Source organism: Actinomadura sp. WMMB 499 (assembly GCF_008824145.1).
Taxonomy (GTDB): domain Bacteria; phylum Actinomycetota; class Actinomycetes; order Streptosporangiales; family Streptosporangiaceae; genus Spirillospora.
Genome location: NZ_CP044407.1, coordinates 2,408,793 through 2,422,547 on the forward strand (window position 1 = coordinate 2,408,793; position 13,755 = coordinate 2,422,547).

Genomic DNA, 13,755 nt, shown 5'->3' on the forward strand with positions numbered 1-13,755 from the left:
GACGTGCACGGACAACTGGTGAGCGGGCTGGCGGCGCGGCGGCGCGGCGACCATCCGCTGCGCGTGATCGAGAGCGACGTCGTCGAGTACACCGAGGCCATCGCGACCATGGACCGGATGGTGCGCGACCGGCAGGACGACCGGATCGACGACACACTGTGGCTACTGTCACACCCCCGCACCTACACGGTCGGGCGCCGGACGCCGCCGCACGAGCGCCCGGATCCGGCGCACGGCATCCCGGTGGTGGAGACGCGGCGCGGCGGGAAGCTGACGTACCACTCGCCGGAGCAGATCGTCGGGTACCCGGTGCTGAAGCTGGCGGAGCCGGCCGACGTGGTCGGGCTGATCCGCGACATCGAGCACGTCCTGGTGGCGGTGCTCGGCGAGTTGGGCGTCCCCGCCGAGCGGCGCGACACCCCGAAGGGGAGCCCGCTGCTGACCGGCGTCTGGACGGCCGAGGGCCGCAAGATCGTCTCGCTCGGGATGTACATCTCGCGGGGTGTCAGCGCGCACGGTTTCGCGATGGACGTCGACGCCGACCCGGAGCCGTGGACGTGGGCGGTCCCGTGCGGGATGCCGGACGTCGAGATGACGTCGGTGTGCCGCGAGCGGGAGCGGCGCGGGCTGCCGCCCGTCACCCAGCCCGAGGTGCGGCGGCTGATCACCGACGCCTGGAAGCGCGAGACCTGAGCCCCCGCGCGGAGGCCCAGGTCCCGGACGTGCGGCGTCAGGCCGCGCAGTTGCCCTGCGCCGGCTTCCCGGCGAAGCGGTCGGTGAGGAAGGTGACCGCGTCGGGCCACGACCACAGCATGCCGGTGGCGTGCTCGGCGATCGTGTAGGTCTTCCAGGTCACGTTCGCGCCCTTGGCGCACCACGCCTTGTGCAGCGTGTCCGCCTGCTCGAACGGGATGATCTGGTCGTACACGGCCTGCGTCTGCAGGACGGGAACGGCCGGCGCGGTCGAGCCGAGCTTGTTCTCGTCCAGCCGCGCCTGCCACTGTGGCGTCGCCAGCGGGTCGCTGGTGGTGAAGTCGCCGACGTTCTTGAACGCCGTCTCGGCGAACGTGGCGATCCCGTCGACGCTGGCGATGCAGGTGTCGGACGCCGTCGCCATCAGCTCCCGGCCCGCGTCGTTGAGGAACGACTCGAGGTCGAGCTCCGGGTAGGCGGCGTCGTACCCGGCGGCGGACATGAACATGAACGCGGCGAACAGGTTGCCGTCCAGGTTCGCGGCGACGGCCCGCAGGTCCGCGGGGACGCCGCCGGCGACGGCGCCCTTCAGGTCGAGTTCGGGCGCGTAGGACGCGGCCAGCTCGGCGGCCCAGCCCGCGGTCGTCCCTCCCTGCGAGTAGCCCGCCGCGGCGACGGGGCTTCCGGCGAGGCCCGTCCCGGGGAGGCGCTGCGCGGCCCGCGCCATGTCCAGGGCCGCCATGCCCTGGGCCTTGCCGACCTCGTAGGTGTGCAGGCCGGGCGTCCCGAGGCCCTGCATGTCGGTGACGGCGACCGCCCAGCCCTTGTTGAGCGCGTCGGAGATGAAGAACATCTCGTAGTCGAGCCCCTGGGTGAGGGTGTACGACGGCGCGCACGCGTCGCCGAGCCCGCGCGTCCCGACCCCGTAGGTGACCAGGGGCCGCTCCCCCGGCCCGCCCCACTGCCGTTCCGGGACGAGCACGGTGCCGGACACCGCGATCGGGGCGCCCTGCACGTTCTGCGTCCGGTACATGACCTGCGTCGACGTGACGTCCTCGACGGGGGTGCGGCCGAACGGGTCGAGGGTGAAGAGCGACTCGCGCGAGCGGATGACGTCGCCGGGTTCGCCCGCGGGGAGCGGCCGCGGCGGTGTGTAGAACGGGTCCTCGGCGGGAGGCGCGAACTCCTGCGGAGCGGCCGCGGCCGGCGCCTGCAGGGCGGTCGCGGCGAGCGCGACCCCCATCCCGCAGGCGACCGCCGCGCGCAGGAGCCGGCGGACTGGTGTGGACATGGACCAACCCTTCGTCGTGCCCCGGCCCCTCTGGATCGCCCCCAGAGCCCCGACGGGCCTGGCCGTCCGGGTGACGGCCCCCTGACCCTAGAGCAAGTAGACACTTACTCCAATAGACGCGAACGTGCATCCGGCGCAGCCTTTTTGTCGCCCGTGTTACAAACAACCCGTGTCACGAACCGCCCGTGTCGCGAACCGCCCGGCTCAGCGGGCGGGGCCGGTGCCCGCGCCGAACGCGCCCGCCTCCCAGAGCCGCCGGACGTGCGCGACCATCGCGGGCCCGACCGCCCGCAGCGCGTCCAGGTCGCCGGCGGCGACCGGCGGGGCCACCATCGCGCAGATCGCCGACACCGCCATCCGGCAGGTGAACCGGCCGGCGTCGTCGGTCACCCCCAGCAGGCCCGCGATCGCGGCCGTCATGGCGGTCTCCCGCTCGGCGCGGCGGTGCAGCGCCTCCGGGCCCGCCGCGAACACCTCGATCAGGAACAGCCGGGCGAAGGGCTGCTCCGCGGCGACCGTCCCGAGGTAGCGGGTCAGCGCGGCCTCGCACCGCTCCAGCGGGTCGTCGCCGCCGGTCACGGGGTCCGTCAGCCCGTCCAGGGACGCGGCGCAGGCCATCTCGAACGAGGCGAGGAAGCAGTCCTGCTTGGAAGAGAAGACCCGGTAGAAGGTCTGCCGCGACACCCCCGCGTGCTTCAGCACGTCCTCCACGGCGGTCGCGGCGTACCCCTTCTCCGCCATGACGTCCGCCATCGCGCGGCACAGCCGCTCGCGCTGGATCCGGGCCACTTCCTCCGGGGCCAGCGCATACCGCCCTCGCGGCAACCGGCGCGACGATGTGGTACTCATCACCCAACTCTAAGCCCGCACCCCACCCGGCCCACCAGCGAAAGTACCGCTCTGTAAGACAAAACGCCTAATAACGGCGCCCGATATTCGCGTGGACGGGGCGCCGCGGCCTCGATAGCCTGAGACGCATGTCCGGCCCCGAGGCGTCAAGACGCTAGCCACCGGCCGTCCGGTGGCTCGCTCGTCGCCCCCTGCCCTGCCGCGCTGAGCGCGCGGGCACGGGCCGCTGCCATCCGGATCGCCGCCGTACAGGCCGTTCCACCTGACCGAGTGCCGCCACGCGGCGCTGCGGCGGGTTCACTCGCGCGGTTCCGCACGTTCCGGACGTCCTCGCACGCCCGGGGGTGCGCCGCGCCCTTCCATGGCAGTGGAGCTTCTTGTGCCTCTCGCTCTCTACGTGCTCGCGCTCGCGGTGTTCGCCCAGGGAACATCGGAGTTCATGCTGGCCGGGCTCATCCCCGACCTCGCCCGCGACCTGGGCGTGTCCGTCCCCGCGGCCGGCGCGCTGACCTCGGCGTTCGCCGTGGGCATGGTCGTCGGCGCGCCGCTGATGCCAGCCCTGAGCGCCCGGCTTCCCCGGCGCCGCGCGCTGCTGGCCTTCCTCGTCGTCTTCCTGCTCGTCCACGTCGTCGCGGCGGTCACCACGAGCTACGGCGTCCTGCTCGCCACGAGGATCGTCGGTGCGCTCGCCAACGCCGGATTCCTCGCGGTGGCCCTGGCCGCGGCCGCCGACATGGTCGCCCCCGACGCGAAGGCCCGCGCCTCGTCCGTCCTCATCGGCGGCGTCACCGTCGCCTGCATCGTGGGCGTCCCCGCCGGCGCCCTGCTCGGCCAGGTGTGGGGCTGGCGCTCCGCGTTCTGGGGCGTGGCCCTCGTCTCGATCCCGGCGATCGTCGCGATCGTCCGGTCGGTCCCGGCGACGTCCCCGGCGGACGCGGCGCCGGCGGGGACGCTCGCGGAGCTGGCGGCGCTGCGCGGCCCCCGCCTCCTGGTCACGCTGCTGCTGGGCGCGCTGGTGAACGGCGCGACGTTCTGCACCTTCACGTACCTGGCCCCGCTGGCCACCGAGGTCGCCGGGATCGGGTCCGGGTGGGTGCCGCTCGTTCTGGCGCTGTTCGGGGTGGGCTCCTTCCTCGGTGTCACCCTCGCCGGCCGCGTCGCCGACGCCCGGCCCGTCGAGCTCCTGACGGCCGGCGGCGCCGCCCTGCTGGCGGGCTGGTGCGCGTTCGCGCTGGCCGCGTCGAACCCGGTGGCGGCGATCGTCCTGGTGCTCGTCCAGGGCACGCTGTCGTTCGCCGTGGGGTCGACGCTGATCGCGCAGGCGATGTACGCGGCCGTGCGGGCACCGACGCTGGGCGGCGGGTTCGCCACCGCGGCGCTCAACGTCGGCGCGGCGCTCGGCCCGTGGCTCGGCGGCGCCGCCATCGGCGCCGGGCACGGGTACCGGTCCGCGCCGTGGGTCAGCGCCCTCCTGGTCGCGCTCGCGCTCGCCGCCGGCGGCGCCGCCCGCCTCACCGGACGGGCGATGCCGGGCGGCCGGTCGGGACCGCCCGTCCGCGCGCGGCGGGAAGCGCGCCGCTGACGGGGCGTCCGACGGGGCGTCAGGGTAGGTTCGGCACGTCCGAGTCCGTCCCCGGACGGGGTTCGGCCGCCGGAGACGTGCGCGTCGACGCCGGCGCCTCGCGGTCGGGGGGTGCGGGCGTCCCGTGGTCGGGGGGCGTCGGTGTCCCGTGGTCGGGGGGCGTCGGTGTCCCATGGTCCGGAGGCGTCGGTGTCCCGTGGTCCGGAGGCGTGGGCGTCCCGTGGTCCGGGGACGGGGACGTGTGCGTCGGCGTCGGCGTCTCGTGCTCCGGCGCGGGGGACGAATGCGTCGGTGCGGGCGTCTCGTGAGCCGGTGACGGCGGCGCCGTCGCGGGGCTCACGGACGGGGACGGGACGGGCGCGGTCGGGGGCGCCGTCGCCGTCGGGGTCACGGCGGTGCGGCGCGCGGGCTCGTCCCGGTCGGCCGTCCCGAAGACGACCGCGGCGACCACCGCGGCCGTCACGGCGACCGCCGAGACCGCGAGCGCGGCCTTCGCGGCGGCCGGCACGCCCCCGGCCGACGTCGCCCCCGTGCCCTCGAGCACGGCCCCGGCGGCGTCCGGCACCGCCTCCCCCATCGCGTCCCAGGTCGCCTCCCCCATCGCGTCCTCCATCGCGTCCTCCATCGCGTCCCCCACCGCCGTCGCACCGGCGGCCGGGGCGGGCAGGGCCGCGGCGGCGAGGGGGAAGGCGGACGCGAGCGCGGCGGCGGCGAGCGCGAGCGCGCGGACCGCCCGGTCCTCCCAGCCGGGGCCGTAGGCGCGCGTGGCGGCGTCCTCGAGTTCGGCGGCGAACGCGGCGGCGCCGGGCGGCCGGTCGGCGGGCGACTTCGCGAGGCCCCGGGCGACCAGGCCCCGCAGCGGTTCGGGGACGTCGCGGACGGGCACGGGTTCGCGGACGTGCGCCGCCATGAGGTCCGGTCCGGTGCGGGACGCGTAGGGGCGGTGGCCGGTGACGCACTCGTAGAAGACGCAGGCCGCCGCGTAGACGTCGGCGGCCGGGGCGGCGGGCTCGCCGCGCCACTGCTCGGGCGCCATGTAGGCGGGGGTGCCGGCGCGCCCGCCGCCGCCGGCGCGGGCGGCGACGCCGAAGTCGATCAGCTTGCTGAGGCCGTCGCCGCCCACCACGACGTTCGCGGGCTTGTAGTCGCGGTGGACGACGCCTTCCGCGTGGGCGGCGGCGAGCCCGAGCAGCGACCCCTTCAGCAGGAGGAGGGACGCCTCGGGCGTGAGCGCGCCCCGGTCGGCGAGGATGCGTTTGAGGGAGACGCCGTCGACGACCTCCATCACGATCGCGGACTCGTCCGCGTCCTCGAACAGGCGGTACAGCCGCGCGACGTTGGGGTGGCGGACGCGCGCGAGCATGCGGGCCTCGTGCCGGAACAGCTCGCGGGCGGCCGGATCGGCGCCGGGCACCAGGTATTTGATCGCCACCGGGGGCCGCCCGTCACGTGCCGGGCCAGGACGACCCGGCCCTGCGTCCCCCGGCCCAGTTCGCACACCTCGCGAAAGCCCGAGATTCCCCAGCTCATCGCGGTCGCCCCCCCTTTTGTCGGCTGTTCTGTGGGACGCCGTAGCGCGGCGGGCGGTTCTGCTCGCGCTCGAATTTCGTCCGGATGTTGCCGGAATCGGCCTTCCCGAGCGCGCGGATACCGGACGGTACGGAACCGCCGGGCCCGCCGGGCCCGCTGTCGGTGATCGGCCGGGGCGGGATTGCGGCCCGGGAGATCGCTGCGCCGGCGCAGTGCGAACAAATGCCTGTTGGGTGTCATTGCATCGCCATATGCTGGGCGTGCTCGCGGATTCTGGAGGTCGTGGATGTCGCATTTCACGAGGGTGCGTACACGGTTCGTCGACGGGACCGTGCTGCGGAGCGCGCTGGCGGAGATGGGCCACGAGGTCCGCCCCGCCGGTCAGGGCATCCGCGGATTCATGGGGCAGCGGACGGACGCGGAGTTCAAGATTCGCCCGGATCGGGGCAGGTACGAGATCGGGTTCGTGAATTCCCCCGGAGGCTACGAGGTCGTCGCCGACTGGTACGGCGTTCGCGGCACGACCGAGACACGGTTCGTCCAGCAGCTGAAGCAGAAGTACGCGCTGGTCAGCACGGTCTCGACGCTGCGCGAGCGCGGCTTCGAGGTCGATTCCAGCAGCACCGAGGAGTCCGGGGACGTGCGGGTCGTCCTCCGGCGGGCGGGGGTGTGATGGACGAGACCGTCGAGGTGACGATCAAGCCGGACGGCAAGGTCGAGATCCATGTGACCGGGGTGGACGGCATGAGCTGCCTGGAGACCACCGAGGAGCTCATCCGGATGCTCGGCGGGGAGGTCGAGGCGCAGGAGCTGACGGCGGAGGCCTACAACGAGACCGGGGAAGAGCAGCAGGACCGGTTGTGGCACTGACGTGGCGGGTGCACGCCACGCTGGCGCGGAGCGCCGCGAACGGGCCGGGCACGCGGTTCGTGGTGTGGGCGCAGGGCTGCACGCTGGGCTGCGCGGGGTGCTTCAACCCCGAGACGCACGGCGCGGGCGGGGACGTCCGGACGGTCGGGGAGGTCGCGGGCGAGGTGCTCGCGGCGTCCGGGATCGACGGGGTCACGGTGAGCGGCGGCGAGCCGCTCGAGCAGCCGGGGGCGCTCCGGGAGTTCTGCGGGCTGGTGCGGCCGTCCGGTCTCGGGATCGTGGTGCTGACGGGTTTCGCGCGCCGCGAGATCGAGGCGGACCCGGAGCTGGCGGCGGCCGTCGAACTGGCCGACATGGTGATCGCGGGCCGGTACAACGAGCGGCTCCGGCTCGGCGCCGGGCTCCGCGGGTCGTCGAACAAGGAGTACTGGGCGATCACGGACCGGTACGGGCCGGACGACTTCGCCGCGCTGCCGGACGCCGAGGTCGTGATCTCGGCGGACGGGACCATCGCGGTGACGGGCATGCACGCGTGGGGAGAGCGATGAGCGCCGGAGTGACCGACGGGCGCCGGGGAGACCGATGAGCGTTCACGATGATCTGAACCTGTACCTGCGGGCGCGGGTGCCGATGATCGTCCTGGTGACGGTGGAGGAGCAGCGGGCGCTGGAGGTCCTCAACGAGGTGCGGGTGGGGCGGGACGCGTCCGCCAAGTCCGACCTCGTCATGTGGGACGTGGCGCGGGGCCTGGTGTCGCGGGACGGGCGGCCGATGCCGACGGCGCCGACGCCCGACGCGGCCCTCGACAAGATCGCGGACCTGACCCGCGACAACCCGAACCGCAAGGACCTCTACGTCCTGAAGGACTTCCACGAGTTCTGGCACAAGAGCCCGGCGGTCAAGCGGAAGCTGCGCAACCTCGCGCACAGCCTGGTGTCGACGTACGCGTCGCTGGTGGTGACGACGTACTCGCCGGACGTCCCGGCCGAGCTGGGCGACGACGTGGTCGTCCTGGACATGCCGCTGCCGGACCTGTGGGAGCTGCGCGAGGACCTGGACGAGCTGATCAAGCAGACCCGGGTGGAGTGCGACCTGACGCACCACGGGCGGTGGCGGCTGGCGCAGGCGGCGCTGGGGCTGACGGCGACGCAGGCGCGGCGCGCGTTCTCCAAGGCGATCGTCCGGGACAAGGTGCTGGACGAGCTGGACATCCCGGCGGTGCTGGAGGAGAAGAAGGCGGTCATCCGGGCGTCGCAGGCCCTGGAGTACTACAGCGCGGAGGAGACGCTCGACGACGTCGGCGGGCTGGAGCTGCTCAAGGAGTGGCTGACGCTGCGGGAGAGCGCGTTCGGGGAGGACGCCGCGAAGTTCGGGCTGCCGGCGCCGAAGGGGATGGCGCTGATCGGCATCCCGGGGACGGGCAAGAGCCTCACCGCGAAGATGATCAGCGGGCTGTGGCGGCTGCCGCTGCTGCGGCTGGACGTCGGCGCGCTGTTCGGTTCGCTGGTGGGCGAGTCGGAGGAGCGGCTGCGGCTGGCGCTGAAGATCACCGAGACGGTGTCGCCGTGCGTGCTGTGGATCGACGAACTGGAGAAGTCGATGGCGTCCGGCGGGCTGGACGGCGGCACGTCGCAGCGGGTGTTCGGCACGATCCTGACGTGGATGCAGGAGAAGACGTCGCCGGTGTTCGTGGTGGCGACCGCGAACGACGTGGGGGCGCTGCCGCCGGAGACGCTGCGGCGCGGCCGGTTCGACGAGGTGTTCTTCCTCGACCTGCCGACCGACACCGAGCGCCGCGAGATCCTGAACGTGCACCTGCGCAAGCGGCTGCGCGATCCGGCGGTGTTCGACGTGATGCGGCTGGCGCGGCTGTCGGACGGGTACGTCGGCGCGGAGATCGAGCAGGCGATCGTCGACGCGCTGTACCGGGCGTTCGCGGACGGCCCGCGCGACATCACGACCGACGACGTCGCGGCGGCGATCGAGCGGCTCGTCCCGCTGAGCCGGTCGCAGCGCGAGCGCATCGAGGACCTGCGGTCGTGGCTGCGGGACGGCCGGGCGCAGTCGGCGTCGTTCGCGGAGGCGGCGCAGGCGGCCGAGCATCAGGTGCGGCTGGAACTGGCTTGACGCCACGAGCGCCGCGGGCGCCGCGGGCGGAGCGGCGGGCCGGCCGGTGGGCCGCCGCGTCCGCCGGGCGGTCGCCGCGCGGGTGGTGGGCGGAGCGGCGGCTGTTCACGGCGGCCGACGAGCGCGACCCGGAGGTGCGGCACGCGGTCGCGCGGGTGGCGGGGACGCCGGGCCACCGGCTGCGGGACCGGGCGCTGGAGACGGTCGCGCAGTGGTGGGTGGAGTCGCGCGACCCGGACCTGCGGCGGTACGTGCTCGACCTGCGGGCCGTCGCGACCGGGCATCCGCTGGCGCGCGCGCTGACGCTCGCGCTGCTGGGGCGGTTGGGCACCGGGCTGGACGCGGGCGACGCGCCGTGGGTCCCCAAGCTGCTCGGCGACATCGACCCGGACGTGCGGGCGCGGGCGACGGCGTTCTGCCTGGAGGCGTCCGGGGAGATGCTGCAGGGCCTGTGGGCCAACGACTCCGGGCCGGGCACGCCGCTGCGGGACCTGCTGCTCGGCAACGGCGAGCCGCCGACGTCCGGTCCGCTGGGCCGGCTCTGGGAGGAGTGGCTCGACCGTCCGGACGGGCGGCTGTGGGAGGCGCTGTCGCGGTGGGGGCGCCCGGCGGCCGACGGGCGCGCCGAGGGGCTCAGCGCCGTCGCGCTCGGCACCGGCCCGCTGGGCGGGCCCCGCCACCGCCGCGCGCTGATCGACGCGCTGGCGTTCGGCGACCATCCGCTGTGCGCCATCGCGGAGGGGCGCGTCGCGGGCCTGCACGACCAGGTGTTCGCCGACGAGCTGTGCGCCGCCGCACTGGAGAACCCCGAACTCGTCTGGGTGTGCAAGAAGCACCGGCTCGCCCCCAGGGACCAGGTGCGGCGGGCCGTGTTCTTCCTGCTCACCGACCAGACCGGGCAGTACCGGGCCCTGGACCCGGACGGCGGCCTGCTCGCCCTCGCCTACGCGTCGGCGTCGCAGGCCGAGCGCGACCGGCTGCGGACGTCGATGCTGGCGGCGGGCGACCTGGACCTCGTCCGGGTCATCGTCGGCGACGACCGCCGGGCCCGCATCCCGGAGATGCCGCTCGGCGAGATCCGCTACCTCACCGAGCGCCTCGCCCTGCGCCGCGAATGGGACGACCTGTGGTCGATCGTCCAGGACGTCCCCATCGCGGTGGGCGCGGAGCTGTGCGGGCTGTTCGACGGCTGGGCGCCGCGCGGCGACGACGAGCGCCGCGTGTTCGAGCTGTACCGGGCGGCCGACCCGGCCGCGCTCCGCGACGCGCCCACGCTGCTGGAGCCGTTCCGGACGCGGGTGAGCCGCCGGGCGCGGCTGCTGTTCCACGGCCGCGTCAACGACGTGTCGTTCGCCCCGGACGGCCCGTTCCTCGCCGTCGCGGGCACGAACCGGGTCGCGGGCGTCTTCGACCTGCGCTCGGCGGAGCCCGTCGAACGCTACGACGGGTTCGGCTCGTCCGTGGGGCGCGTCCTGCACCTGGCGGGCGGGGCGCTGATCGCCGCCGAGCGCACCAACCGCGTCGAGCGGGAGTGCGGGGTGCTGCACTGCGCGGGCGGCGGCACCCGGACCCTGCACCGGACGCCCGGCTCGGTCACGTCCCTGGCGCGGACGCCCGCGGGCGGCTTCGTGGCGGGCACCCGCGCCGGGGGGCTGCTGCTGGGCGAGCCGGACGGCGGGCCCGTCACCGCGCTGCCGGCGGGCGCGTTCGGGGTGCACGAGGCCGACTGGCCGCGCTCGGTCGCCGTGCACCGCCCGTCCGGGCGGATCGCGGTGCTCGGCCGCCGCCTCGCCGTCGCCGACGCGTACGCGGACGAGCCGCGCCTCGTCGACCGCGTCCCCGGAACCGGGTGGACCGCGTTCATCGACGCCGACGCGCTCGTCTGCGCCCGCCGCGGCGGGCTCGTCCGGTGCCTGCGCGGGACGGGCGACTTCCGGGACGAGCCGGTGGAGACCGGCCGCGCGGACCTCGACGGCGTCCGCGGGATCGGCGCGCTGCCCGGCACCGGCGAGGTCGTCGCGGTGGACGAGCGCGGCGACGTGCACGTCCTCGACGGCCGGACGGCGGCGCGCACGACCGTCCACCGGGCGGCGGAGCCGGGGCGGCCGACGAGCGCGACCGCCGCGCCCAGCGGCGACTTCCTCGCGGTCGGCGACGCCGCCGGGCACACCGACCTGTTCGACCTGCGCGTCCGCGAGGTGCCGCTGATGGCGGAGCGTCCGGTGGTGGGCCTGGTCCCCCGGCATCTCGGCATCGTCGCCACGGCGCTCGCGGACCCGGCGCTGCCGCCGGCGGCCGCGGGCGCGCTGCGGCTGCTGGAGGCGTGCCTGGAGCACCGGTTCCGCTTCGACGTGGAGATCGGGGACGCCGTCCGGCTCTCCGCGGGCGAGTTCGACATCAGCCTGTAAGGGAGCGATGCGGTGGCCGGCCGGAAGCGTGCGGAACGCTGGACGAGCGCGTCCGCCGGGGACGGGTGGCGGGCGCGGCGCGCGGCGCGGCGGCTGCTCGACGCGGCGGCGCGCGGCGACGAGGCCGCGTTCGGCGGCGTCGTCCGGATCGCGGGCACTTCGGACCACCGGCTGCGCGATCAGGCGCGGGACGCCGTCGCGTCCCGATGGGCGGAGACGCGTGCCGAGGACCTGCGGCGGATCGTCCTGGACACGGAGTCGGTCGCGCTGGAGGGCGAGGCGCGGCTGCTGACGCTGGCGCTGCTGGACCGGCTGGACGCGTGGCCGCCGGACGAGGCCGGACGGGCGCCGGACCTGCTCGCCGACCCCGACCCGGACGTCCGCGACCGGGCCGCCGCCGCCTGCCGGACCGCCGCCGGGCCGCTGTGCCGGGAGCTGTGGCTGAGCGGCCCGGCCCCCGGAACGCCGCTGTACACGGCCCTGCTGGCGAACCCCGAGCCGCCCCCGGAAGAGGAACTGAACGTCCTGTGGCGGCGGTGGCTCGACGCCCACGATCCGGAACTCCAGGGCGCGCTGCTGCGGTGGAACCGGCCCGCAAGCGACCCGGAGTTCGCGCCCGTGACGGTCATCGCGGTGACCCGCGACCGGGACGTCCTGCTGGAACCGGCGAACCGGCGGTCGCTGCTCGGCGTGCTCGGCCGCCGCGACGACCACCCGATCGCCCGCATGGCGGTGGAGCGGATCGCCGGGCTCGGGGTGCCGGACCTGGTCGACGAGGCGTGCGAGCGCGCGCTGGAGCGTCCCTCGCTCGTCCCGCACTGCAAACGGCACGGGCTCGTCCCCGGGGACCCGGTCCGGCGCGCGGTGTTCCTGCTCGCCACCGGGGAGCTCGGGCAGTACCGCTCCCTCGACCCGGACGGCGGCCTGCTCGCCCTCGCCTACGCGGCGGCCGGGAAGGACGAGCGGGCCCGCGTCCGCGCGGCAATGGCGGCGGCGGGCGACCTGGACCTGGTCCGCGTCCTGGTCGGTGACGACCGCCGCACCCGCATCGCGGCGATGCCGGACGAGGAGGCCCGCTACCTCGCCGAACAGCTCGCCCGGCGCGGCGCGTGGAGCGAGCTGTGGGCGTTCGTCCGGGACGTGCCCGTCCCGCTCGGCGCCGGCCTCTTCCGGCTGTTCGACGGCTGGGCCCCGCGGGACGACCACGACCGGCGGCTGTTCGAGGCGTTCCGGGAGACCCCGGCCGAGGTCGCGGAACGCGGCCTCCGCGAACTCCGCGCCCTGGCGGACTCCTCGCGCGTGTCGGCGTCCGTCCGGTTCGGGACGGAGTGCGGCGGCCCGGTCGCGGGCGTGTCGTTCGCGCCGGACGGCCGGTCCCTCGCCGTCGCGGGCCCCGGGGCGTCCGTCCGCGTCCTCGACACCGGATCGGGCGACCTCGTCGCCCGGTACGACGGGTTCGCCGCCCCGGTCGGGTGCGTCCTGCACGTCGGGGACGGCACCGTCATCGCGGGCGAGCGCGCCGACCGGGAGGACGCCCCGTGCCGGCTGCTGCGCTGCGCGGACGGCCGCACGGAGGTACTGCGCACCGGCCCCGGGTCCGTCACGTCGCTGGCGCGGGCGGGCGACGGCGGCCGGTTCGTCGCCGGGCTCCGGACGGGCGAGGTGCTGCACGGCGACGCCGCCGGCGTCGGCGTCCTGTACCGGGCGCCGACCGCCGACGACCGGCCGCGCGCGGTGGCGGTCGACCCCGGCACCGGGCACCTCGCGCTGGCCGGACGGCGGGTCCGCCTCGTCGACCCCGAGACCGGCCGGACGTTCACCTACGACCGGGGCGGGCGCCCGGCGAGGCTCGCGTTCGCCGCCGCCGGCCTGCTCGCCTGCGGCTACGACACCGGAGAGGTCGTGCTGCTGCGGCTGTCGGGAGGCACGCTCCTGCGACCGCCCGGCACCCGGGTGGACGGCCTCGGCGGTCTCGGGGTGCGGCCCGGCACCGGCGAGCCGGTCGTCGTGGACGGGCGCGGCGACCTGCACGTCCTCGACGGCGCCGAGCTGACCACGGTCGGCGGCCGCCGCGCCCCGGCGCCCGCCGCCCCGACGGGCCTCGCGGTGTCGCCCGTCGGGGACCTCGTCGCGGTCGCCGGCGCGGGCGGCCGCGTCGACCTGTTCGACCTCGCGGACCTGCCGGTGACGGACCTGCCGGACCTCATCGCCCGTCCGGTGGCGGACCTGCTGCCCCGGCACCTCGGCCCCGTCGGCGCGATCGGCCGGGACCCCGCGCTCGGCCCGGACGCGACGGCACTGGTCCGGCTCGTCCGGTTGTGCCTGGAGCACCGGTTCCGGTTCGACGTGGAGATCGGGGAGGCCGTCCGGCTCCCTGCGGGCGAGCACGACATCGGGTTGTGAGG

The 13,755-nt window shown here is 75.6% G+C and carries 11 protein-coding genes; 8 read left to right on the forward strand and 3 right to left on the reverse strand.

The features are described 5' to 3' along the window. Nucleotides 1-3 precede the first annotated feature (3 nt). A complete protein-coding gene (gene lipB, locus F7P10_RS10340; protein ID WP_254716534.1) occupies nt 4-693 on the forward strand; it encodes a lipoyl(octanoyl) transferase LipB in 690 nt (229 codons plus the stop codon). A 37-nt stretch (nt 694-730) separates the two neighbouring features. Here the strand turns inward: lipB and F7P10_RS10345 are convergent, their stop codons facing one another. Both F7P10_RS10345 and F7P10_RS10350 read right to left on the reverse strand, forming a co-directional pair. Beyond that, nucleotides 731-1,984 (reverse strand): lipase family protein, encoded by a 1,254-nt coding sequence (locus F7P10_RS10345; RefSeq protein WP_151009143.1) that lies wholly within the window; start codon nt 1,982-1,984, stop codon nt 731-733. Between the two features lie 204 nt (nt 1,985-2,188). Continuing rightward, nucleotides 2,189-2,833, reverse strand: coding sequence for a TetR/AcrR family transcriptional regulator (locus tag F7P10_RS10350; RefSeq protein ID WP_151009144.1), 645 nt, complete (start codon nt 2,831-2,833; stop codon nt 2,189-2,191). 379 nt (nt 2,834-3,212) lie between these two features. On the opposite strand from F7P10_RS10350, the gene F7P10_RS10355 reads away from it, so the two are divergent. Continuing rightward, on the forward strand, nt 3,213-4,415 hold the full coding sequence (locus tag F7P10_RS10355; RefSeq protein ID WP_151009145.1) for a Cmx/CmrA family chloramphenicol efflux MFS transporter: 1,203 nt from the start codon (nt 3,213-3,215) through the stop codon (nt 4,413-4,415). A 19-nt stretch (nt 4,416-4,434) separates the two neighbouring features. Here the strand turns inward: F7P10_RS10355 and F7P10_RS45040 are convergent, their stop codons facing one another. Further along, a complete protein-coding gene (locus F7P10_RS45040) occupies nt 4,435-5,847 on the reverse strand; it encodes a serine/threonine-protein kinase (protein ID WP_176611396.1) in 1,413 nt (470 codons plus the stop codon). Between the two features lie 384 nt (nt 5,848-6,231). Here F7P10_RS45040 and F7P10_RS10365 point away from each other — a divergent pair, with 384 nt between their 5' ends. From F7P10_RS10365 to F7P10_RS10390, 6 genes are read left to right on the forward strand one after another with little or no spacing between them, the layout of a single operon-like run. After that, nucleotides 6,232-6,618 (forward strand): DUF1257 domain-containing protein, encoded by a 387-nt coding sequence (locus tag F7P10_RS10365; protein ID WP_151009147.1) that lies wholly within the window; start codon nt 6,232-6,234, stop codon nt 6,616-6,618. Continuing rightward, a complete protein-coding gene (locus F7P10_RS10370; protein WP_151009148.1) occupies nt 6,618-6,815 on the forward strand; it encodes a DUF2997 domain-containing protein in 198 nt (65 codons plus the stop codon). The genes F7P10_RS10365 and F7P10_RS10370 overlap by 1 nt, the downstream gene beginning before the upstream one ends. Further along, nucleotides 6,806-7,363: a 4Fe-4S single cluster domain-containing protein gene (locus F7P10_RS10375; protein WP_176611397.1), complete on the forward strand. Its 558-nt coding sequence runs from the start codon at nt 6,806-6,808 to the stop codon at nt 7,361-7,363. Before F7P10_RS10370 ends, F7P10_RS10375 begins: the two co-directional genes overlap by 10 nt. Nucleotides 7,364-7,397: 34 nt before the next feature. Next, on the forward strand, nt 7,398-8,942 hold the full coding sequence (locus F7P10_RS10380; protein WP_151009150.1) for an AAA family ATPase: 1,545 nt from the start codon (nt 7,398-7,400) through the stop codon (nt 8,940-8,942). Further along, nucleotides 8,939-11,350 (forward strand): hypothetical protein, encoded by a 2,412-nt coding sequence (locus F7P10_RS10385; protein WP_151009151.1) that lies wholly within the window; start codon nt 8,939-8,941, stop codon nt 11,348-11,350. Before F7P10_RS10380 ends, F7P10_RS10385 begins: the two co-directional genes overlap by 4 nt. A 12-nt stretch (nt 11,351-11,362) precedes the next feature. Continuing rightward, nucleotides 11,363-13,753 carry a WD40 repeat domain-containing protein gene (locus tag F7P10_RS10390; protein WP_151009152.1) on the forward strand — a complete coding sequence of 797 codons (2,391 nt, stop codon included), beginning with the start codon at nt 11,363-11,365 and terminating at the stop codon, nt 13,751-13,753. Nucleotides 13,754-13,755 lie beyond the last annotated feature (2 nt).

What these genes read in the sequence shown, in the direction of transcription:
- F7P10_RS10350 (WP_151009144.1), bottom strand. Translation starts at nt 2,833, where the DNA reads ATGAGTACCACATCGTCGCGCCGGTTGCCGCGAGGGCGGTATGCGCTG.
- F7P10_RS10365 (WP_151009147.1), top strand. Translation starts at nt 6,232, where the DNA reads ATGTCGCATTTCACGAGGGTGCGTACACGGTTCGTCGACGGGACCGTG.
- F7P10_RS10345 (WP_151009143.1), bottom strand. Translation starts at nt 1,984, where the DNA reads ATGTCCACACCAGTCCGCCGGCTCCTGCGCGCGGCGGTCGCCTGCGGG.
- F7P10_RS10380 (WP_151009150.1), top strand. Translation starts at nt 7,398, where the DNA reads ATGAGCGTTCACGATGATCTGAACCTGTACCTGCGGGCGCGGGTGCCG.
- F7P10_RS10370 (WP_151009148.1), top strand. Translation starts at nt 6,618, where the DNA reads ATGGACGAGACCGTCGAGGTGACGATCAAGCCGGACGGCAAGGTCGAG.